Genomic DNA, 19083 nt, shown 5'->3' on the forward strand with positions numbered 1-19083 from the left:
AATAAAAATTATTTTTATAGACTAAAAAAGATAGATAAAGCAATATTGCTTTATCTATCTTCCAATTTGACCACTTGCGTCTTAGCAATTAGATCATAAATAGATTGTTTCTTTTTTGTGAAAATAGCGAATAAAATATATGCAAATATGAGCGAATAAATAAGACCACCGATAATGTAGTATAGGATTGGTACTTCTCCATCTGCAATATATACGAGTCGATAAACAAGAAAGTGCGACAACTCCCATGGGGCAAATTTAATAACCGTTCGCAAAGTTATTCGTTTCATTGAAAGAGGCGCTCCGGCATTGTCGACAACTTGGATACCGGTTTTCTTTTTCCCATAAGACTGTCTACCAATCTTCGAATCACTGACAATAAAATAAAGTGATATTGGTAATGTAACCATCAAAAAACCAGTAAGTTGAGCTACAATTAACGATCCAGTGAAAAAATCTTGCAACGAAGGAAACAAGAATATGTTCCCGACAAAAATCACAAATAAGTATACCAGAATAAGGAGATAATCGATCAAAAAAGCTTTTAAGCGTAGTAGAAATGAAGCGTTCATAAACATAACCTCTTTTAGATCATTTTTGCGATGATTAATATAGAAACTATGTAGATAACGACGTGCATCTCCTTATATAATAACAGACTAACAATCGCGCATATCACTTTTTTTGATTCCTACAGATAAACGTTACATTGCTACATATAGGCAGCAAATTCCGACATATAAATCAATCCTTCCAACACAAAACAAAATTCAATAAAATTCGCAACGCAACGTGTCCACTCCCTCCCTTTATGATATATGATACTCAATACTTATCCACAACTAATAAATCTATTTTTTCCTGATTCCTCTTCAAATCAAAAAGGGCGAACATTTAACAATTTAAATGTTCGCCCTTTTTCTCGGAAAAATGTTTTTTATTATGGTCTGTTTTTTAGCTCCATCGCCTTTGCTTTTGCCTGTTGCGCTTTAAGCTGCGCTTGTTGAACATCCTGTTGTTCTTGTTTTACTTGCTGTTGCGCTTGGTGTAACTGCTGGGTTTCCGTTTCTACCTGTTGCTGAGCTTGCAACAATTGTTGATTTTCTAGTTGTAGTTGTTCAGCAGCCTGAAGAACATCTTGTTGTGCTTGTGCCAACTGTTGTTGTTCCTGAAGATCCGTAGTTTCAATACTTTGTAAATGTTGATTTGCTTGTTCTATTGTTTGTTGTGCTTGTTGGATATCCTCTTGAGTTAAGCTAGTTTGTACTTGTTCAACAGCTTGTTGAGCTTGTTCAACCGACTGAGCAACTTCTGGTAGTTGAAATTGGATATTTTGATCTGTCATGAAATAAAGACCTCCACTCATTTTTTCTGAAATCCTTTATATTTATCATGCTCATTACAATTATTTCTATGCGAAAGGAATAGTTGTGAAGTAAGGATTAAGGATTTGGTCTTTTGTTCTCACTAATAATACCTTGTTCAATCGCCAAGATGCGAGCAACCTTTGGCGCTAGCCATATAAGTGGTAAAAGGATAAAAGAAACAGGAACAGCAGTAACGACAATAAATGATTGAAGTGCACTCACACTGCCTTCGCCTATGTATAAAAGGATTACAGCGACCGTCCCCATAATCACCGCCCAAAATATACGAAGACTCCTAGGTGGAATGCTACTCCCAGTAATAGCCATTGAAATTGTGTATGACATCGAATCACTTGTAGTCGCAACAAAAACAATTGTTACGAGAAGAAACGCGGCAGCCATTAGTGTTCCAAACGGTAATTGTTCAACAATAGAAATCGTTGCAGCAGGCATCCCACCATCGTATAACGCTTCAGAAACAGAACCAGAGTTTTCTAACTCAAAAAAGATTCCAGTACCTCCCACAACGGTAAACCAAAAGTTAGTGACAATTGGTGCAATAATTGCAACAGCAATAACTAACTGACGTAACGTTCTTCCCCTAGAAATACGCCCAATGAAAATCGCCATCATTGGCCCATAGCCAATGAACCACCCCCAGAAGAATATCGTCCAAAATGCTAGCCAACCATGGTCACCACGATACAAGCTTATCGGTAAAAAGTCTCTCACATAGACACCATATGTGCCAATAAATTGATCAACAATGAACCAACCGGGTCCAAGTATCAACACCGCTACTATTAAAACAAGTGTAAAAATAACATTAAACCGACTTAATATTTGAATCCCCTTATAAATCCCTGTCACTGCTGATATCGTAGCAATCGTGATTAGTCCGACTACAATAAGGAGTTGTGTGAAGAATATATTTGGAATATTAAAAAGCGACTCAAATCCATAAGCTACTTGAAGGCCAAGAAATCCAATCGGACCTATCGTACCTGCAGCAACGGCAAGAATTGAAAAAGCATCAATCAACGTTCCAAGTGTACTATTATAGATTATCTTTTCACCAAATAGTGGATATAACAATGTTCGTGGCTTTAAAGGTAATCCTTTGTCATAATGGCCATACATGACAACAATCGATCCTAAAGTCCCTAAAATAGCCCAAGCGAGAAAACCCCAATCCATAAAAGATTGCGCCAATGCCGGTATGATAGTTTCTTCTGTCATAGGTTCAATACCAGGGTACATCGGCGGCGTTTCTAAGAAATGGTACATCGGTTCTGCTGCTGCCCAAAAAACACCACCTCCCGCTAATAACGTACTCATGATGATCGCAATCCATTTAAATGTACTTAATTCTGGATCTTTCATCTTGCCGAGCCGAATATGACCATACTTAGAAAAAGCTAATCCCATCGCGACAATAAAAGTTGCAAGCATTAATAATTGCCAAAACGCTCCAAAATAATCAGCAGCATAGCCAAAAGATACATCGACCATATCTCCTACGAATTCTGCACTTATAAGGGAAGCAATCACAAACAGTACAAGCAAGCCGCCACTAATTACCATTACCGCCCAATCAATTTTCGCAGTATTATTCACAAATTTCCCTCCTACGCCACAAAGAATTTATTCGGCATAGTATTTTACTTATAAGGCGGAAGTATACGTAAGGCTTTAATATATGACGATACTCTCTTCTTCGTGTCCCTAAAAAAATAAACGTTAAGTAAAAAACCAAAAAAGACCTCTACTTTTCTCGAGTAAGGTCATTTTTGGCCATTTCTGATTTTCTTTTATTATATGTAGCTTCCCATTCCATTGTTGTTGAAAGACTTTACTTAAGGATTACTGAATAACTGAAAATACTGATTTGACTTGTTTAAGTAGGAACTACTTAATAACTCAAGTCACCTGTTTTATCAGAGTGGAATGGTTCTTCAAATTAACTTTAAACTCCCATTTTCCTCTTTGATGTTAAGAAAAACTGGTCTTTCATTCGGCATATTATTCGGTGCATGAATAGCTAACCGTAACTCTCTATCAAGTGTTTCAAATAGCATACCATGCCCTCCATTTTCGTCAAAAAACGCGTCCTCTTCATGTTCCCACGGACCTAAGACATTGCCTGTTAATGATTTAGAAATTCCCATAGCATATCCCTTCGCTCCCATACTTGACCAGATCATTAATAATTCATCTTTTTTATTCCGAAAAAGAAACGGTCCATCGGTTACGTATTGCGTATTTCTAGCGGGCCATTTAGCTTCTGAAGCACGAAAAAGAATCTTCGGCTCACCAATAGAAGTCGTCAAATCTTCCGACAATTTTATCGCACAAATTTCCCCATCTTTTACTTGAATCCACTCATGACAAAAAACCATCCAAGGGTCATTATTGTGATCAACATACAACGTACCATCTAAACATTCCCATTCGCGTGGAGTGACTGGTTTCTCTGTCAACGGTTCAAATGGTCCTAATGGATCATTTGCTGTAAGTACTTGCGTGCCCCGACGTTTATCTTCTGATTTAAAAGAAGCAAACATATAATAGTTATTTCGATAATAATAAACTTCTGGCGCCCAAAAATGACGGTCTGCCCAGAAGAGTTCGTTTGGTTTAAAAACAGAAAATGGCCCGTCCCATTCCAATAAATCCTTACTTTTATACGCATTAAAACCTGAACCTTTTCCTTCCCAAGTATTTTCATCTGTTGTCCCATACATATAATATGTTTCAGTATCGCGATCCACCAAAATAAATGGATCCCGAATTCGAATCTCTTCTTTAGTTAGCATATCCTCTTCCCCCTAGAATTAATAATAGATTACTTGTATACGCATTCATTATAAGCAAAATTTTCCGCTAACTCAATTATCATACTGCTCGTCTATTTTTTAGATTTCGTACATACATTATCCCGAGGTGAAAAAAATGAAGGAAGCATCTTTAGATAAATGGAATATCTTTATTGTCATGTTTTTAATTAGTCTAATTATGAGAATTCAAATACCTGTTTTCACTCCATATGCTACAGCGTTTGGTGCATCTAGTATTATCATAGGTATCATACTAAGTGTTACATCGTTTACCAATTTAACTGGAAATTTAATAGCTGGACCATTAGTCGATCGATTCGGCAAGAAAACCTTCATCACTTTTCCGTTATTTGCTTCTGGAGGACTATTTATCGCTCATGGTCTAGCATCAAACACTGCCGACTTGTTAATACTACATGCCTTAAACGGTTTTGCCTTAGCGTTCATGATTCCTGCGGCATACGCGTTACTCTCAGGCTATGCAAAAAATAGCCGACAACAAGGAAAAAACATTGCTATTAATGGAATGCTAGCTACGATCGCAAGTATTATCGCTCCGTTAATAGGAGGTAAATTGGTAGAAGCGATTGGTTATGTCCATACGTATTTCTTCATTGGTACAGCGATGATTATCACTGCGATCTATTCCGTATATTTCTTAAAAGACCGCCAAGTCGTAACAATTAGGAATCGAACACAACGTTCCGGAAGAGGTGTCCTAAACGCAGCACCTAATCTACTTATCGTTTATTTCATTGGTTTTGCGGTGTTGTACGTCCACGGTGTGCTTATTTTTGAAATACCCTATTTGACCGTCGAACAAGGCCTTTCTACCTTTAGAACTGGTCAGTTATTTAGCTATATGGGTATTGGGACATTTATCACTCTCTCGTTATTTTTCATCAATCGTTTTGACCCATTTAAGCGTTTAATGCTTGGACTATTTGGCATGTCCATCGGCCACTTTGGTCTGTTTAGCGAATTACTACCGTTACCCTTTCTCTTATTTTTAATCGGAATATTCTTTGGTCTTGTCATGCCAGCAATGGCCACTTCCATTACAGAGAATGCAGCAATAGATCTACACGGAAGGGCGTTCGGCTATATGTCCGCTGTCTATTCGCTAGGAATCATCGCTAGCTCTTCCGTTACAGGGTTTATACGTGATACAGTATCTCCATATTTTATCGCTTTTCTAATCGGAATGATTGTCCTTACGATCGCTGGCTACACCAAATTGGCAGAACCGAAATTGGTCAATACCACTTAAAGTTACAAGTGCTAATGATTCATGTTCATTAGTGAAATTATTTAATAAATGTTGGAATTATCAGGTTAAATTTTCCGATTCACTAATCTCTTCAGATAGTTAATATAAGACTTTATTATTAAACTTAACTAATGATAAAGAACTAGTATTTATCATTGGTATACTTTTAATAACATTAATAAAAGGAGTATATAATGAAAAAAGTTGATGAAGACCTATTAAACCAAATGATAAAATATGAAAAGATGTTGGCGGATCTTGAAGATAATGCCGCAGCATTTCCAGAATTCCGGAGTTTTTTTAGACTTCTTTTGAGAACAAAACACCCAACACTCTCGCTTCCTGTAATCGAATTAATTTCCTTGTTAAAAAAGAAGAAACCAACCGTTTTTTATTATTTACGACAAGAGGCGAAGAAAGATTTCATGCTTAGTATCTTAACTGGAAACCTTATGTCGGCAGAACAGGCTGAAAAAAGATTTCATGAGTTTAAAGAACGTTTAAAGTCTTAATTCACTTCAATCCATTACATGCTTGATCTTTCACTGTACTCTTCTGTTTAGAGTCACAATAATAATAAATACAGGGAAATCCGTAATACATCCAATATTCTTTTAACATTGATATCCCGACAAATGAAACCATTTGCCAATCGATACTTTTAAGTATATGGACCCCTCCTTCAAGACTATTCATGTCTTAAAGGGTATGTTCTTCTAACTTTGTCTTAGTACCATCGTGACCAGTATTTTGGTTGGTAACCATTGAAAAGGAGTATCTACTGCATTGCAGAGTTACTCCTTTTTGTTTCATTTAAATAAGGTCTTCAAAAATTTTGTAGAGATGCTTATTTAAAACATCCTTCGCTTCAAAAATCTCTTCAAAGCTATGGTAAGTAATTTCATTTTTTTCCATCCCTAACGCAACGCCATAAATATCTTTTTCAACTAGTTCAATCACTTTATGCCCCATTCGACTTGTAAAGACTCGGTCAAAAGCCGATGGTGTTCCACCACGTTGTATGTGCCCTAATACAGTAGGTCTTGTATCCAACCCACTATATTCCTTGATCAATGAAGAAATGTGTTCAGCTTTTCCCACACCTTCAGCAACGATAACGATGTTATGTGTCTTTCCTCGTTCAAAACCAGCTTTAAGTTTTTCAGAAATATCTGTAATATCCCATGGTAAATCTGGGACTAAAATCGCATCCACACCACTAGCGATTCCTGCGTGAAGAGCGATATCACCACAGTTCCTGCCCATGACCTCAATGACACTTACTCGTTCATGGCTACTCATTGTATCTCTTAGGTTTCCAATGGCTTCCGTAACGACATTTAAAGTCGTATCAAATCCAATCGTATAATCGGTTAGAGGGATATCATTATCAATCGTCCCAGGTAGACCGTATGTTTTAATTCCCTTTTCATTAAGCTTAGCTGCTCCACGATAACTTCCATCGCCACCAATCACAACAAGGTAATCGATTCCAGCTTCTTTTAAATTATTGACACCTCTCATTTGTCCTTCATCCGTTTTAAATTCCTCCGAACGAGCGGATTGAAGAAATGTACCGCCCCGATAAAGGATGTCCCCTACATCTTTTGAACCTAATGGAATAAAATCTTTCTCCATTAATCCTTTATATCCTCTTTTAATTCCAATCATCTCAAAACCACTAGCAATACCTGTTCTAACTATAGAACGGATCGCACTATTCATGCCCTGAGAGTCACCGCCAGATGTTAATACTCCTATTTTTTTCATATAAACATTCCTCTCATTGTTATGTAATAATTAGTGCTCTAGTTGATACTCCCTCGTTATCTCATATTAATAAATATACCCAATCCTATTAACTATTCAAACAAGTTGACCTAGATTATTCATATAACAATTTAAAATTGCTCTGTCTGTTGTGTCATATGGTCGTACTGGCTTTTAACGTTTTCAGCCTATAAGTGAAAATCATAGAAAAAGTATCTCCATCATCATGAAAAGTGCAGCAGAAAAAAATGAAATTAAATAAAAGTATTAAAGCCACTTTCGCAGTGTGGACCGTTTCTCAATTTCGATTCCTCGAACGCTCCGAATTCCTCGCTGTTTCGGATCGTTTTCCTATCTCTATTCCTCGAACGATCCGAATCCCTTGCTGTTTCGGATCGTTTTCCTATCTTTATTCCTCGAACGCTCCGAATTCCTTGCTGTTTCGGATCGTTTTTCATTCTCCATTCCTCGAACGCTCCGAATCCCTCCCTAATTCGGATCGTTTTCCTATCTCTATTCCTCGAACGCTCTGAATCCCTCGCTGTTTCGGATCGTTTTCCATTCTCTATTCCTCGAACGCTCCGAATCCCTCCCTAATTCGGACCGTTTTCCTTTCTCTATTCCTCGAATGCTCCGAATTCCTCGCTGTTTCGGATCGTTTTCCATTCTCTATTCCTCGAACGATCCGAATCCCTCGCTGTTTCGGATCGTTTTCCATTCTTTATTCCTCGAACGCTCCGAATTCCTCGCTAATTCGGATCGTTTTCCTATCTTTATTCCTCGAACGCTCCGAATCCCTCGCTGTTTCGGATCGTTTTTCATTCTCCATTCCTCGAACGCTCCGAATTCCTCGCTGTTTCGGATCGTTTTCCTATCTCTATTCCTCGAACGATCCGAATCCCTCGCTGTTTCGGATCGTTTTCCTATCTTTATTCCTCGAACGGTCCGAATCCCTCCCTAATTCGGACCGTTTTCCTGTCTCGATTCCTCGAACGCTCCGAATCCCTCCCTAATTCGGACCGTTTTCCTGTCTCGATTCCTCAAACACTCCGAATCCCTCCCTAATTCGGACCGTTTTCCTGTCTCGATTCCTCGAACGCTCCGAATCCCTCCCTAATTCGGACCGTTTTCCTGTCTCGATTCCTCGAACGCTCCGAATCCCTCCCTAATTCGTATCGTTTTCCTATCTCTATTCCTCGAACGCTCCGAATTCCTCGCTGTTTCGGATCGTTCGAGGTAGACTGAAGCATTGGGCACGGAAAGGGTCACCTATAGTGGGTCAAGTGTCCCCTGCAAAAGTTATGTGAGAAATTGATTTTTTCATCTCGTATGACTAGGACTGTGTTTTATGAATAATTCGGGGTTGATTATATCATTGTTCTGTGACACTTTAATGAAAGAATGATTTACTTCCCCAAAAAAATATTAAGTAGTCCAACTGTATTAAGTTGCGCTATACTTTATACAGCTATACTTTATACAGAATACTTAAAGGAGCTGACCCTGTTATGGCTGAAGCACTGAAAAACATGTATAACGAAACTTTTCTCACACAATTTTGCAAAATTGTAAAACAGGAGTATCATGAATTTGATTCGGATCTATTTTTAAATTTGATTTTTGATGATAACTGGGAAAACAAAGAGTTAAAACAAAGAATTCGTCATATTACACATACATTATCAACAACTTTACCACCTTCTTATCCAGAAGCCATAAAAGTATTAACAAAAATATCTTCTGAGTGTAAAGGATTTGAATACTTATTTTTTCCTGATTATATAGAAACGTACGGTCTCAAAGATTGGGACGTATCCATTAAAGCTCTAAAACAATTTACACCGTCATCAAGTTCAGAATTTGCCGTCCGCCCATTTATTGAACAAGATCCAATAAAGATGATGACAATTTTAGAGCAATGGGCTAAAGATGAAGATCACCATGTGCGTAGATTAGCAAGCGAGGGTTGTCGACCAAGGCTCCCATGGGCTAGACCTTTAAAGATGTTTAAAGAAGATCCAACTTCCATCCTTCCTATCCTATCTCTCTTAAAAAAAGATGAAAGTGAATACGTTCGTAAAAGCGTTGCGAATAATTTAAATGACATTTCAAAGGATCATCCCGGTTTAGTAAAAAAGTTATTCTTAGAATGGAGAGGGCAACACTCCCATACGGATTGGATTATAAAACATGGTGCAAGAACCTTATTAAGAAAAGCTGATCCTGAGGTACTGAGTATATTTGGGTTTGATACCGACGCAAACGTGCAAATCACTGACCTTTCTCTATCACCTGACCAATTAGCTATAGGAGACAGCTTTACGTTTCAGTTTCATTTAATCAATCATTCCCTTCAGCCTTACAAATTAAGAGTCGAATATGGAATTGATTTTGTGAAGGCGAATGGAAAAGTTTCTCGAAAACTATTTAAAATGACGGAGAATACATATAAAAGTGGTGAAGTAACTTTTCTTAGAAACCATTCATTTAAAGATCTATCAACGAGAAAACACTATGAAGGTGAACATCGTTTATCTATTGTAATTAATGGAAAAGAAATGGCTGAAACTTTTTTTGAATTGAGGTCGCATTAATCAAGTACGCATCAAAAAAGTGTCTATTCCCCAACAGATTAAACGAATTGGAGAGTAGGCACTGCAAGCTATTACCATTTAATTTTAGTTAATAATTCAGCGAGGATGTTCGACTCATCCGAATTTAATCCCCATCCTTTTATTTCTTCTTTAAGATCAACTAAATTCCCGTGACCTGCTACAAAACCATTTAACCTTCCTGCAATCGTGGCGTTAACAAAGTCGCCATGATCTGAAAAGATATTTGCTACTTCCTTAACCGCATTCGGATATCTTTTCAAATAGTACTTCTGATGGTAATCTTCCGCGCGGTAAAACCTTGCATAAGGAGCTATTTCAGTCTGGATTTCTCCGTTTAAAGATTGCTCTAATTTCCGCTTTATTATTTGAACCTGTTCCCTTTGTTCTTCATTATGATAAAGTAATAACGACATGTACTGTCTGTCTTTATAAAAAGAATCTCTAAGAGAGTTATGATTCCCCCAAAAAATATACAAAAGTTCTTCATAAGAAATAAGATCTGGATCGAAATCAATTTCAATACTCTCCGTATGATCCCCCATCTTTCTATACGTAGGATCAGATGTTGATCCACCAGAATAACCGACACGTGTTCTAATAACACCTCGTAAATGCCCGAACTGAGCATCTGGTCCCCAAAATCACCCCATGCCAAAAGTTGCTGTTTGTACCTTATTTGCCTGTAAGTTCAAATTAATCATCTGTGTTTGCTCCTTTTAACTTTAATTTGTTTCGACCGATTTTTAATTTATTCTTTCATAACATCTTATCATTTTTGAAAAAATTTGACGCCCTCTCCGAACTATAAAGTTTTTTCCATCCCTATAATACTCGAGCAGCGAACTTCCCTTCCATTAAATATATACACCTAAGCCTATTGCTGTAATCATTGCTAAAAGAAGCAATATTTTTTCATAAAACGTAACTTGCTGGGTATCTTCCACATTCATTTTTAATACTAGAAACATAGCGAAAGTAATGATAATAACTATCCCACCGGCTGCCCATATCCGATCAAGTCCCAACCATATCGCGGACAATCCCGCTATAAAAAGATATAGTAAAGCAGGGATCCGCGAATAATAAAGACCAAATTTAGTGGCAAACCAGACAACACTAGTCTGCTTCATAGGAACAGCCTGTTTATCTGCTTCTAGGTCTGGTATATGATGAACCATTACCCAAGACAGACATATCAACGCATTAATTACTGCATTTTGCATCGCCCACAACGGGATGTACCCTAAAGATATCCAAGCTCCGGCAAACCCAAGAAAAAGAATCGAAGGAAATAAGCTAAGCCATTCACCTAAAAAGGGCCGGTAGCTTAAACGTAAAGGTGGCAAAGAATAAGACGCTGCAGCCCAAACTCCAATTAAAATCAAAACAGTCAACTTGTATTGGGCAAACATAGCAAACAGCAAGGCAATTAATATAAGAACAATCGCAAGCCATTTCCCTAATGACCAAAGCGTATTTAAAGAAATCATTCCTTTTTGAATAACACGACTTCCACCTGACAATATAGCTGGACTGAAATCATCCGTACCAGATTGATAATCACTATAATCATTAAAAGCATGAGTTAATACACCGTGGATTGTAAATGCTGAGATAGTTAGAATAACAAATAAAAAAATCAAATAACCCGTTGAAAGAGAAGTGTATAAAAATAAAGGAAGCATCGTTGATATAATTGTTGCAACACTAGATGAAAGAACCGCGATTGAACGCAGTAACGTCCATCCCCCACGAAGAATCGAGTCAATCTGTTTAGACAATAGTAGCAAACCCTTTCTACGATCAGTTGTGATAAAGTGCATCTATCTCTTGAATCACTCGTAATCTATTTCCATGATGTATATTCCCTTCCCAGAATAGTGCTTATTCAACCCTATAATTGTACGAAACTTTGTGTCTACTAATATATAGTTAATTTCTAGTAATATTGACAGATGATGAAACTATCATCCAAAATAGAAGGTAGGAAATTGGAATTTAGATTATTAACTAGAGGATGAGAGTGTTGTTCCATCGATACACTAAAGGAGGATTATTTTGAAAATCTTAAAAGTCACTGCAATACTAATCGTTATATTTGCTGTTGGTCTATATACATACAATTTGCTGGACTCTCCAGAAGCAACCGAAGATAATGAGATGCAAGATGGATTTGATACTATTGAGGATAATGAAGCAACAAAAATAGAAGAAGTAAATGACACAGAAGATGAGGAACCTATGATTGGAAATGTCCCTTCCACTGAAGAAGTAGCAATTGAATTCCCAGATAATATGATGGAATCTGAAATTCAGGACGCGATACACCATATGTCTCATCAAAAGGTGGAAGCAAGTCAAAAGTGGGGAAAAATGCGAATTACCGATGAAAGAATTGAGCGGTTGATTGAAGTAGTGGAAAACAAACAAGAGGGCCATCTTGATAACAAAGACGTTTATTTAGATATTCTTGAAAGGTGGAATCAAGGAGATTTCACACGTGCAGTTGAGGATCATAACGCCATTTGGGAATTACAAGGTGGGACAGTTGGCATCGCAACTGGATTGTTGAGCGATGAAGCAGAGCAACAATACATTGAGCTACATTTTTCAGAATAATGCTTAAGCAAACTCAAACCCTTCATTAGTAAAGCCTATTACCTAAAAAATTTATTGATTTTTAGAGGTTGTAACAAAACACAACCTCTAAAATCAAAAGACTAAACTTGAAGTTTATGATCAAATATCCAACTGAGGAATAAGAAAATTCCAACAATTAGTAGCATCTCAACTAATATTTGCCCAGTATAGATTTGCACTAATAATTCATTACCTAACTCTACCATAATAGACTCTGAATCCCCTTCGAATGAAAAGCCTGCTGGTAAATCTTTTATGTTTACAAGCAGTCCCCACTCTGTCACCGTAGTATAAATAGCAGTCTCTCTTAACCAGTTTAATCCGTAATTAAATACAACGACTATTCCAATTCCGAGTATCCAACCAAAGCGAATCATTTTTGCGATTAAAAAAAGAAATAAACCTACAAGACCTAACAGGATTGCCCCGTAGGATACGAAAACAAAGATAAGTGGACTAAATTGGACATATAATTCTTTCATAAGCGTTATTTCAGTAAGCATTTCGCTTTGTCCTGATTGTTCCAATATCGTTCGTGCTTTCACAATAAAGAAATACACGACAATCATTAAATAAACGAGTGAAAATCCAAATTGGATAAACGTTACAATGAACTTAGCTGAAAGTAGTTTCCAACCAGCGATCGGAAAATTGAGCCACACGTGCACCGTGTTCTGTTTCCATTCTTTATTTAATGAAGAAGGCACTTCTACTAACATATATATCACATGAGCAACGATCATCGCCATGCCAAATAAGAATACAAGTGGCGGAAACCTTTCCATAAAAGAATACATAAATACATAGATCGCCGTAATACCTGCTAAATTTAGTAGATAGGAAAACTGAGTAGCTTGCCATTCTTTTGTAAACAATGACCTCCACTTCATATTAGCACCTCCCGCATTGCTTCAATGACACTCAATCCCCGATCTTCCCGTAAAGTTTCTACAGCTTCATTCAAGACTATCTCTCCATTTTTCAAGAAGATAACATAGTCCAAAAATGGCTCCACTTCTGAGACTTCATGCGTTGATAATATGAGCATTTGTTTTTCTAAGTCAACATTAGAGACAATTATTTTTAATATATCTTCCCTAACAATCGGATCTAACCCTGACAAAGGTTCATCCATAATTAAGACAGGTACATTCCGTGCTAATGTAACAGCAAGTTTCACTCTTGCTCGATAACCTTTAGACATCGTTTTAATTTTTTTATTCGTGTCTACGTTTAATGATTGAAGGATTTTATGAGCCTTATCACTTGAAAAATCATCGATGGCACCATCCCATAGCTTGACAGCTTGAGCCACTGTTTGAAAAGAATAAAGCGCATCGAGTTCAGATAAAAACGCAATGTGTGAGCCAATTCTTCTCGTGATTTTTTGATTTTCAAATAATACTTCACCAGATGATGGTTGAACTAAACCTGCTATCATTTTTAACAACGTCGATTTGCCACTTCCATTCAGTCCAATAACGCCAATGATTCCTTTATGATCGATTGAAAGATCGACATGAGCCAAAGCGGTTTCCTTACCATATTTTTTCGATACATTTTGTAATGTTATCGTCGATTTACTCATTATTGTCTCCCTCCATTTCAATCAGCTCGACTTTTTTCTTAATGATTTGTAATGTTTCCGATTCAGAAAAGCCATTTTGTTTCATCGTTTGCAAAAAGGCATCCACTTGTTTTTCAGCTGTAGATTCCTTCAAATGACTGATAATAGCTTTGTCCTCCGTTACGAAAGTCCCTTGTCCCCTTTTAGAAACAACGACTAATTCTCTTTCCATTTCCATATATGTGCGTGAGACGGTATTTGGGTTTACCCCTACGTTCACAGCTGTTTCTCTGACAGAGGGGAGTTTATCTCCTAATTTTAATTCTGACCTGCATATTTTCCCGTAAAAATACTCCATTAATTGAATATATATTGGACGATTATGATCGAAATTTAATGCCATGTGAGTGAACCCTCCTTTTCTAGAGAGGTACAGAACCAATCCATAACTTTCATTTTATCAAACCTTTTATTCCGCAACATCTCTTTTCGAAAAAGTGATCATAGCAATCGCCATAAATAAGAGAAAATAACCTAGTAACATCACAATTGAAAAAGATAATGTCATTCCTTCGATAATTGGATTTTGTTCTACATATTGCATCAAGTACGTATTCGAGAACAGGATGTATTTTATCCACTCATATTGACTTAATAGGTAGACAATTTGCCCGCCCATAAAAAGTGCGACTAACGAAAGGCCAACAGCTAATGATTGATTTTTAAAAACTGTTCCAATCATAAATGCAAATGTTGTCATGATGATTAATTCGATAAAATATAACCCATAAACAGTAAAAGCGTATTGTAAAATGTGCCAATCGCGTATTTCGCCTTGCACTACTGACACCCACCTATTTGGTCCAAAATCAAATTGGAATAGCACCGCCCCGACGATAAAAGAAAATAAAATGAGTGCAATCAACATAACAATCGAAAAAATCATTGTAGCAGTCCATTTCGACAGCAATATTTTCCAGCGTTTTACCGGACGAATCAGGAGTAGCTTAATCGTGCCGTTTGAATGTTCACTTGCGACAATGCCTGCTCCAACAATAACAGTAAACATCGTCACAAAAGCAATTGTTTGCGCATTTGTAATGATGAAATTCCAAGCATGCTTTGATGTCAGGGCTTCAATGCCTTCCTTCTCATAATAATCTTGTAATGCAATTTCGTCTTCCATTTGTATTCTAATTTCTTCAGGAAGTTCTTCGTTCTCACCTTGTACTTCAACAGAAATGCCCACATTTGATGATTGTTGTCCGTGCATTTCATCTGCGAATAGAAACCGACTAAATAATCCAATGACAACTACTACAACAAGTAGTAAAAGGAACATTACTTTCGTACCGACTCTTCGAAATATTTTCATGTTTTCGTTTTGAACTAATTTACTGAATTGTTTCACTATCTTCACCTCCTGTTAAGGTGAGGAATTGATCCTCTAATGTTTTTTGTTTTGCTGCTTTCACTTCAAAAATAGATACTCCATTACTTACTAAGTCTTCAATTAACTTCGGAACGTTTTTCTTTTCAAGTTTAATAATGAGACCTTCTTCAAAAGTTTTAACTGTAGTCGTTTGGTCATCAGCATTAATGACTTTTATCGCTTTTTCTATTGGTTTAATTTCTATAAACCACTCATTCGTCGTCGCTTGCATAAAATCTTTAATTTTATCTACTTGAATGATTTCACCCTTTTGAATAATCGCAATTCGATCACACATTTTTTCCATTTCAGCAAGAAGATGACTAGACACAACAATACATATCTGTTCTTCAACGGTGATGCGTCGCAAGTAATCGCGAATTTCACGAATTCCTGCTGGATCTAATCCATTTGTAGGTTCATCAAGTATCAGCACATTCGGTTTGTGCAATAATGCTTGCGCTAAACCTAACCTTTGTCTCATACCAAGAGAGTATGTGGAAACTTTCTCATGAATCCGTGCTTCAAGACCAACTAGTTTAATTACTTCTTCCAGTCGTTCGTTTGTTACATCGATCGACATTCTTTGGTAATGCTTTAAATTTTGATAACCCGTCAAGTAGCCATACATCTCTGGATTTTCTACGACTGCACCGATATTTTTAATTGCCTCTTCAAAATCGCTTTGAAGATTTACTCCACTTATTTTCACTGTTCCTTCTGTTGCTTTCATAAGCCCTACCATCATTCTAATCGTTGTTGTTTTCCCTGCTCCATTAGGACCGAGCAAACCAAAAACTTCTCCGGGATACATTGATAAAGTGACATCTTTGATAATCACTTTTCCATTAATTTTTTTCCATACATGGTCTAACTGAATAGCTGGTTCCATTTGATTCCCCTCCACTTCATCACACAACCTTAGTGTACTAATCAAATAGTACACTAAGGTTGTTTAAGTGTCAATAAAGTTTCTCATAATAATTTTTAGAATAAGGCCCTAATTTATTATAAAAATACTTTATTTTGGAATGCTAGAGGTAACGAAAGGTACTCGGTTTTATGGAGGTGAAAGAGATGAAGAGACAATATAATCCATTCGACCAACAACTTAAAAATATTCAATCAGAAACTAACAATCCTGCTATTTTTGATGATGTTGTCCGAAATGACCTTGATCAATACTCAGGAGGTAGTCAATTATATGGAAACAATGGTCCGCTCACACGTGTAGAAGAAGAAAGTGTGAAAAACCACGTTGATGGGAAGACGTGGAGTACGTTAAAGAGATAGTCCTTAATATCTTTAATTACTTTTAGGTGAAATTCTATGAATAAAATAAACCCACACGACAAGAATTTACATGCCGTGTGGGTTTATTTATTCTAATCATATCCTCAACAGGAAAAGCCTATAATAGACTACATGTCGAGAAGCGCCAACTCACCTCACATTTAACTAGTGTCATCTTTTGTCCACCATCGACTTCTCCAGCCATACTTCCGCTAGCATCCAGTAATATTGCAACGTTAACGATTTCCTGTTCTGGAATATCAATGGCATCCTCTGGATTAGAGGAGTCAATCATAATGATTGGATCGACATCTTCAAACTTTTTGGCTTCTTCTTCTATATCAGCTGCAACTAGAGAAACAATGAGAGAATAAGCTTCCTCTCCAGTAAGCTGATCAGGTGCATCAATAATTTCGTCAAGAAGCTCTTTTTCATACTCCTCATCATCTTTTAGTAAATCGATATCATACTTCCCTTTTTCTTTCACAATTTCTTCTACGTTATGCAACGCTGCAATGGGAATACGACCCTCGCTCGGCTCAATATCATCTTCATTCTCTTGCACTTCATTTACATTTATCTCATTTTCTTCTGTCTCAGTTTCTTCTATCTTCGTTTCTTCTAAAGCAGCCACTTCTTCATTCTCATTAGTTAAGTTTTCGTTAGAACATCCAGGAATACTTAAAGTAATTAAGCAAACAATTATCAGAAACCATTGATTTTTATTCATACACATATCCCTCTCTATAATCATATAAATGGAGTATATCATTTCAAATTATAACATAAATATCCAGGTTATTAATATATTTAACCTGTAATACCGGGCATGAAACAAAATTAATAAGCCATTGATAAAGTCATTAGAAAACCATAATTCTTACTAAAATTAAAGAACATTTCCCGAAGGCTAAACACTTTTCAACGAAAAAAATAGCCACTCATATGAGTGACATAGGTTTTAATCAAGTGAACCTCCCCACCTAAATCTTAGATTTTAAAGGGGACTTCTTGCCAAAAGTCGTTAAATTACTAAAGCTGATTTTAAATAATTTTTCCCTTTACTTGTAATATGAACATTCCCCCAATTTAAAATGGAAAAATTTCTTTTATATTTAGGTTCGATCCCTTCTTCAACAAAAGGTTTTCTTTCTAAATATAAATAACCGTCCGCCTCCATTTTTTCTATAATATGAATAGCTTCAGATTTTTTTGCTGTTAGATCGATTTCTTTAAAATCGAAATCCATCACACGCGGAACTTCCCCATTGTTAAATTCAAATTCATACAAAACTTTTAGTAAATCCTCCTCTACATCTCCCAACTTCATCTGTATCACCTCCCACCTATGTTATTACATTCTATACTATGGGAGGATATTCCTTTTTTATTCAATTAGTTTTTAGAATATTCGAACTTTAATTTAAACTTAATCCAAATTCATCGTATAAAAACGTAAAAAAGAAGCAAAAGAACCGTCCCTGCGCTTCTTTTTTTGTTTGTAGAAAAAATTGTAAAATGGAATTTTTTATGATATAAATAATAGTATGAGGAAATAAATAGGAGGTTATTAAAGATGGGCATTCTAGTAAGATTTAGAGATATTATGGAAAGCAATATCAATGCATTATTAGATAAAGCAGAAGATCCTGAAAAGATGATTGACCAATGTTTAAGAAATCTTAATCGTGATTTAGGCAAAGTAAAATCTGAGACGGCAACAATCATGGCCGAGGAACAAAGGGCTAAGAGAGCACTTGGTGATTGTACTGCTGAAATGAATAAGATGCAAAGTTATGCGATAAAAGCGTTAGAGTCTAATAATGAGGACGATGCTAGAAAGTTCTTGGAGAAAAAAGCCACGTTAGCTACTAAAGAAGCGGGATTACTTGAAGGATATGAATTCGCCGTTTCTAATTCAATGAAAATGAGAGAAATGCATGACAAGCTTGTTTCAGATGTAAGAAAACTAGAATCTCGCAAGGATTCGATTAAGGGTAAACTATCCGTTGCTAAAACCCAAGAAAGAATTAACAGTATGACTTCTTCCGTAGGAAGTGCCAATAACTCCATGACAGCATTTGATAGAATGGAAGAAAAGGCAAATACCGCGATCGATACGGCAAACGCCATGTCAGAACTCAATTCTCCTCCTAAATCTGATATAGAAGATTTAACAGCTAAGTACGATAATAATCCTAGTAATAACTCCACGATAAATAGTGAACTTGAAGCATTAAAAGCTAGTCTAAAAAATAAGTAACTAGTTGGGATAAGCAGTAGCTTATCCCA

The 19083-nt window shown here is 36.6% G+C and carries 21 protein-coding genes; 6 read left to right on the top strand and 15 right to left on the bottom strand.

Annotated features, from left to right (window positions below; all coding sequences use genetic code 11):
* Positions 1–50: 50 nt before the first annotated feature.
* The 4 genes from ACM26V_RS07260 to ACM26V_RS07275 form a co-directional block, all read right to left on the bottom strand.
* Positions 51–572, bottom strand: a complete 522-nt coding sequence (locus ACM26V_RS07260; RefSeq protein WP_416150757.1) for an RDD family protein — start codon at positions 570–572, stop codon at positions 51–53.
* 368 nt (positions 573–940) lie between these two features.
* The gene (locus tag ACM26V_RS07265; RefSeq protein ID WP_416150758.1) at positions 941–1345 is read right to left on the bottom strand and encodes a hypothetical protein; all 405 of its coding nucleotides are present in this window, start codon (positions 1343–1345) and stop codon (positions 941–943) included.
* A gap of 97 nt (positions 1346–1442) precedes the next feature.
* Positions 1443–2951 (bottom strand): BCCT family transporter, encoded by a 1509-nt coding sequence (locus tag ACM26V_RS07270; RefSeq protein ID WP_416151815.1) that lies wholly within the window; start codon positions 2949–2951, stop codon positions 1443–1445.
* 371 nt (positions 2952–3322) lie between these two features.
* Positions 3323–4183: a glycoside hydrolase family 43 protein gene (locus ACM26V_RS07275; protein ID WP_416150759.1), complete on the bottom strand. Its 861-nt coding sequence runs from the start codon at positions 4181–4183 to the stop codon at positions 3323–3325.
* Positions 4184–4319: 136 nt separating this feature from the next.
* On the opposite strand from ACM26V_RS07275, the gene ACM26V_RS07280 reads away from it, so the two are divergent.
* Both ACM26V_RS07280 and ACM26V_RS07285 read left to right on the top strand, forming a co-directional pair.
* Positions 4320–5474: an MFS transporter gene (locus ACM26V_RS07280; protein ID WP_416150760.1), complete on the top strand. Its 1155-nt coding sequence runs from the start codon at positions 4320–4322 to the stop codon at positions 5472–5474.
* A 194-nt stretch (positions 5475–5668) separates the two neighbouring features.
* The gene (locus ACM26V_RS07285) at positions 5669–5986 is read left to right on the top strand and encodes a hypothetical protein (RefSeq protein ID WP_416150761.1); all 318 of its coding nucleotides are present in this window, start codon (positions 5669–5671) and stop codon (positions 5984–5986) included.
* A 301-nt stretch (positions 5987–6287) separates the two neighbouring features.
* Here the strand turns inward: ACM26V_RS07285 and pfkA are convergent, their stop codons facing one another.
* On the bottom strand, positions 6288–7244 hold the full coding sequence (gene pfkA / locus ACM26V_RS07290; protein WP_416150762.1) for a 6-phosphofructokinase: 957 nt from the start codon (positions 7242–7244) through the stop codon (positions 6288–6290).
* 254 nt (positions 7245–7498) lie between these two features.
* Positions 7499–7702 carry a hypothetical protein gene (locus ACM26V_RS07295; protein WP_416150763.1) on the bottom strand — a complete coding sequence of 68 codons (204 nt, stop codon included), beginning with the start codon at positions 7700–7702 and terminating at the stop codon, positions 7499–7501.
* 1050 nt (positions 7703–8752) lie between these two features.
* Between ACM26V_RS07295 and ACM26V_RS07300 the strand changes: the two genes are divergently transcribed.
* Positions 8753–9838, top strand: coding sequence for a DNA alkylation repair protein (locus ACM26V_RS07300; RefSeq protein ID WP_416150765.1), 1086 nt, complete (start codon positions 8753–8755; stop codon positions 9836–9838).
* A 71-nt stretch (positions 9839–9909) separates the two neighbouring features.
* Here the strand turns inward: ACM26V_RS07300 and ACM26V_RS07305 are convergent, their stop codons facing one another.
* The gene (locus ACM26V_RS07305; protein ID WP_416151816.1) at positions 9910–10458 is read right to left on the bottom strand and encodes a peptide-methionine (S)-S-oxide reductase; all 549 of its coding nucleotides are present in this window, start codon (positions 10456–10458) and stop codon (positions 9910–9912) included.
* Positions 10459–10713: 255 nt separating this feature from the next.
* Positions 10714–11640, bottom strand: coding sequence for a prenyltransferase (locus ACM26V_RS07310; protein WP_416150766.1), 927 nt, complete (start codon positions 11638–11640; stop codon positions 10714–10716).
* 277 nt (positions 11641–11917) lie between these two features.
* Here ACM26V_RS07310 and ACM26V_RS07315 point away from each other — a divergent pair, with 277 nt between their 5' ends.
* The gene (locus ACM26V_RS07315; protein WP_416150767.1) at positions 11918–12478 is read left to right on the top strand and encodes a DUF6241 domain-containing protein; all 561 of its coding nucleotides are present in this window, start codon (positions 11918–11920) and stop codon (positions 12476–12478) included.
* 101 nt (positions 12479–12579) lie between these two features.
* Here the strand turns inward: ACM26V_RS07315 and ACM26V_RS07320 are convergent, their stop codons facing one another.
* The 5 genes from ACM26V_RS07320 to ACM26V_RS07340 all read right to left on the bottom strand — a co-directional run bounded on the left by ACM26V_RS07320 (position 12580) and on the right by ACM26V_RS07340 (position 16390).
* Complete coding sequence (locus ACM26V_RS07320) at positions 12580–13389, bottom strand: hypothetical protein (protein ID WP_416150768.1); 810 nt, start codon at positions 13387–13389, stop codon at positions 12580–12582.
* Positions 13386–14087, bottom strand: a complete 702-nt coding sequence (locus ACM26V_RS07325; protein ID WP_416150769.1) for an ABC transporter ATP-binding protein — start codon at positions 14085–14087, stop codon at positions 13386–13388. Before ACM26V_RS07325 ends, ACM26V_RS07320 begins: the two co-directional genes overlap by 4 nt.
* Positions 14080–14469, bottom strand: coding sequence for a GntR family transcriptional regulator (locus ACM26V_RS07330; RefSeq protein WP_416150770.1), 390 nt, complete (start codon positions 14467–14469; stop codon positions 14080–14082). The genes ACM26V_RS07325 and ACM26V_RS07330 overlap by 8 nt, the downstream gene beginning before the upstream one ends.
* A gap of 66 nt (positions 14470–14535) precedes the next feature.
* Complete coding sequence (locus tag ACM26V_RS07335) at positions 14536–15477, bottom strand: ABC transporter permease subunit (RefSeq protein ID WP_416150771.1); 942 nt, start codon at positions 15475–15477, stop codon at positions 14536–14538.
* On the bottom strand, positions 15461–16390 hold the full coding sequence (locus tag ACM26V_RS07340; RefSeq protein ID WP_416150772.1) for an ABC transporter ATP-binding protein: 930 nt from the start codon (positions 16388–16390) through the stop codon (positions 15461–15463). The genes ACM26V_RS07335 and ACM26V_RS07340 overlap by 17 nt, the downstream gene beginning before the upstream one ends.
* 185 nt (positions 16391–16575) lie before the next feature.
* Here ACM26V_RS07340 and ACM26V_RS07345 point away from each other — a divergent pair, with 185 nt between their 5' ends.
* On the top strand, positions 16576–16791 hold the full coding sequence (locus ACM26V_RS07345) for a hypothetical protein (protein WP_416150773.1): 216 nt from the start codon (positions 16576–16578) through the stop codon (positions 16789–16791).
* 118 nt (positions 16792–16909) lie between these two features.
* Here ACM26V_RS07345 and ACM26V_RS07350 read toward each other — a convergent pair whose 3' ends face one another.
* On the bottom strand, positions 16910–17521 hold the full coding sequence (locus tag ACM26V_RS07350) for a hypothetical protein (protein ID WP_416150774.1): 612 nt from the start codon (positions 17519–17521) through the stop codon (positions 16910–16912).
* Positions 17522–17815: 294 nt separating this feature from the next.
* Positions 17816–18121, bottom strand: coding sequence for a hypothetical protein (locus ACM26V_RS07355; protein ID WP_416150775.1), 306 nt, complete (start codon positions 18119–18121; stop codon positions 17816–17818).
* A 246-nt stretch (positions 18122–18367) separates the two neighbouring features.
* On the opposite strand from ACM26V_RS07355, the gene ACM26V_RS07360 reads away from it, so the two are divergent.
* Positions 18368–19054 (top strand): PspA/IM30 family protein, encoded by a 687-nt coding sequence (locus ACM26V_RS07360; protein WP_416150776.1) that lies wholly within the window; start codon positions 18368–18370, stop codon positions 19052–19054.
* Positions 19055–19083: the final 29 nt, after the last annotated feature.

The organism is Salipaludibacillus sp. HK11, assembly GCF_047795645.1.
Classification (GTDB): Bacteria; Bacillota; Bacilli; order Bacillales; family Salisediminibacteriaceae; genus Salipaludibacillus.

Bases quoted from the DNA above. Each gene is read 5' to 3' on its own strand.
- ACM26V_RS07340 (WP_416150772.1), bottom strand. From the start codon at position 16,390: ATGGAACCAGCTATTCAGTTAGACCATGTATGGAAAAAAATTAATGGA.
- ACM26V_RS07300 (WP_416150765.1), top strand. From the start codon at position 8,753: ATGGCTGAAGCACTGAAAAACATGTATAACGAAACTTTTCTCACACAA.
- ACM26V_RS07360 (WP_416150776.1), top strand. From the start codon at position 18,368: ATGGGCATTCTAGTAAGATTTAGAGATATTATGGAAAGCAATATCAAT.
- ACM26V_RS07355 (WP_416150775.1), bottom strand. From the start codon at position 18,121: ATGAAGTTGGGAGATGTAGAGGAGGATTTACTAAAAGTTTTGTATGAA.
- pfkA (WP_416150762.1), bottom strand. From the start codon at position 7,244: ATGAAAAAAATAGGAGTATTAACATCTGGCGGTGACTCTCAGGGCATG.
- ACM26V_RS07280 (WP_416150760.1), top strand. From the start codon at position 4,320: ATGAAGGAAGCATCTTTAGATAAATGGAATATCTTTATTGTCATGTTT.
- ACM26V_RS07285 (WP_416150761.1), top strand. From the start codon at position 5,669: ATGAAAAAAGTTGATGAAGACCTATTAAACCAAATGATAAAATATGAA.
- ACM26V_RS07330 (WP_416150770.1), bottom strand. From the start codon at position 14,469: ATGGCATTAAATTTCGATCATAATCGTCCAATATATATTCAATTAATG.
- ACM26V_RS07320 (WP_416150768.1), bottom strand. From the start codon at position 13,389: ATGAAGTGGAGGTCATTGTTTACAAAAGAATGGCAAGCTACTCAGTTT.
- ACM26V_RS07295 (WP_416150763.1), bottom strand. From the start codon at position 7,702: ATGAAAAACGATCCGAAACAGCAAGGAATTCGGAGCGTTCGAGGAATA.
- ACM26V_RS07265 (WP_416150758.1), bottom strand. From the start codon at position 1,345: ATGACAGATCAAAATATCCAATTTCAACTACCAGAAGTTGCTCAGTCG.
- ACM26V_RS07325 (WP_416150769.1), bottom strand. From the start codon at position 14,087: ATGAGTAAATCGACGATAACATTACAAAATGTATCGAAAAAATATGGT.
- ACM26V_RS07275 (WP_416150759.1), bottom strand. From the start codon at position 4,183: ATGCTAACTAAAGAAGAGATTCGAATTCGGGATCCATTTATTTTGGTG.
- ACM26V_RS07260 (WP_416150757.1), bottom strand. From the start codon at position 572: ATGAACGCTTCATTTCTACTACGCTTAAAAGCTTTTTTGATCGATTAT.
- ACM26V_RS07345 (WP_416150773.1), top strand. From the start codon at position 16,576: ATGAAGAGACAATATAATCCATTCGACCAACAACTTAAAAATATTCAA.
- ACM26V_RS07270 (WP_416151815.1), bottom strand. From the start codon at position 2,951: ATGGTAATTAGTGGCGGCTTGCTTGTACTGTTTGTGATTGCTTCCCTT.
- ACM26V_RS07350 (WP_416150774.1), bottom strand. From the start codon at position 17,521: ATGAATAAAAATCAATGGTTTCTGATAATTGTTTGCTTAATTACTTTA.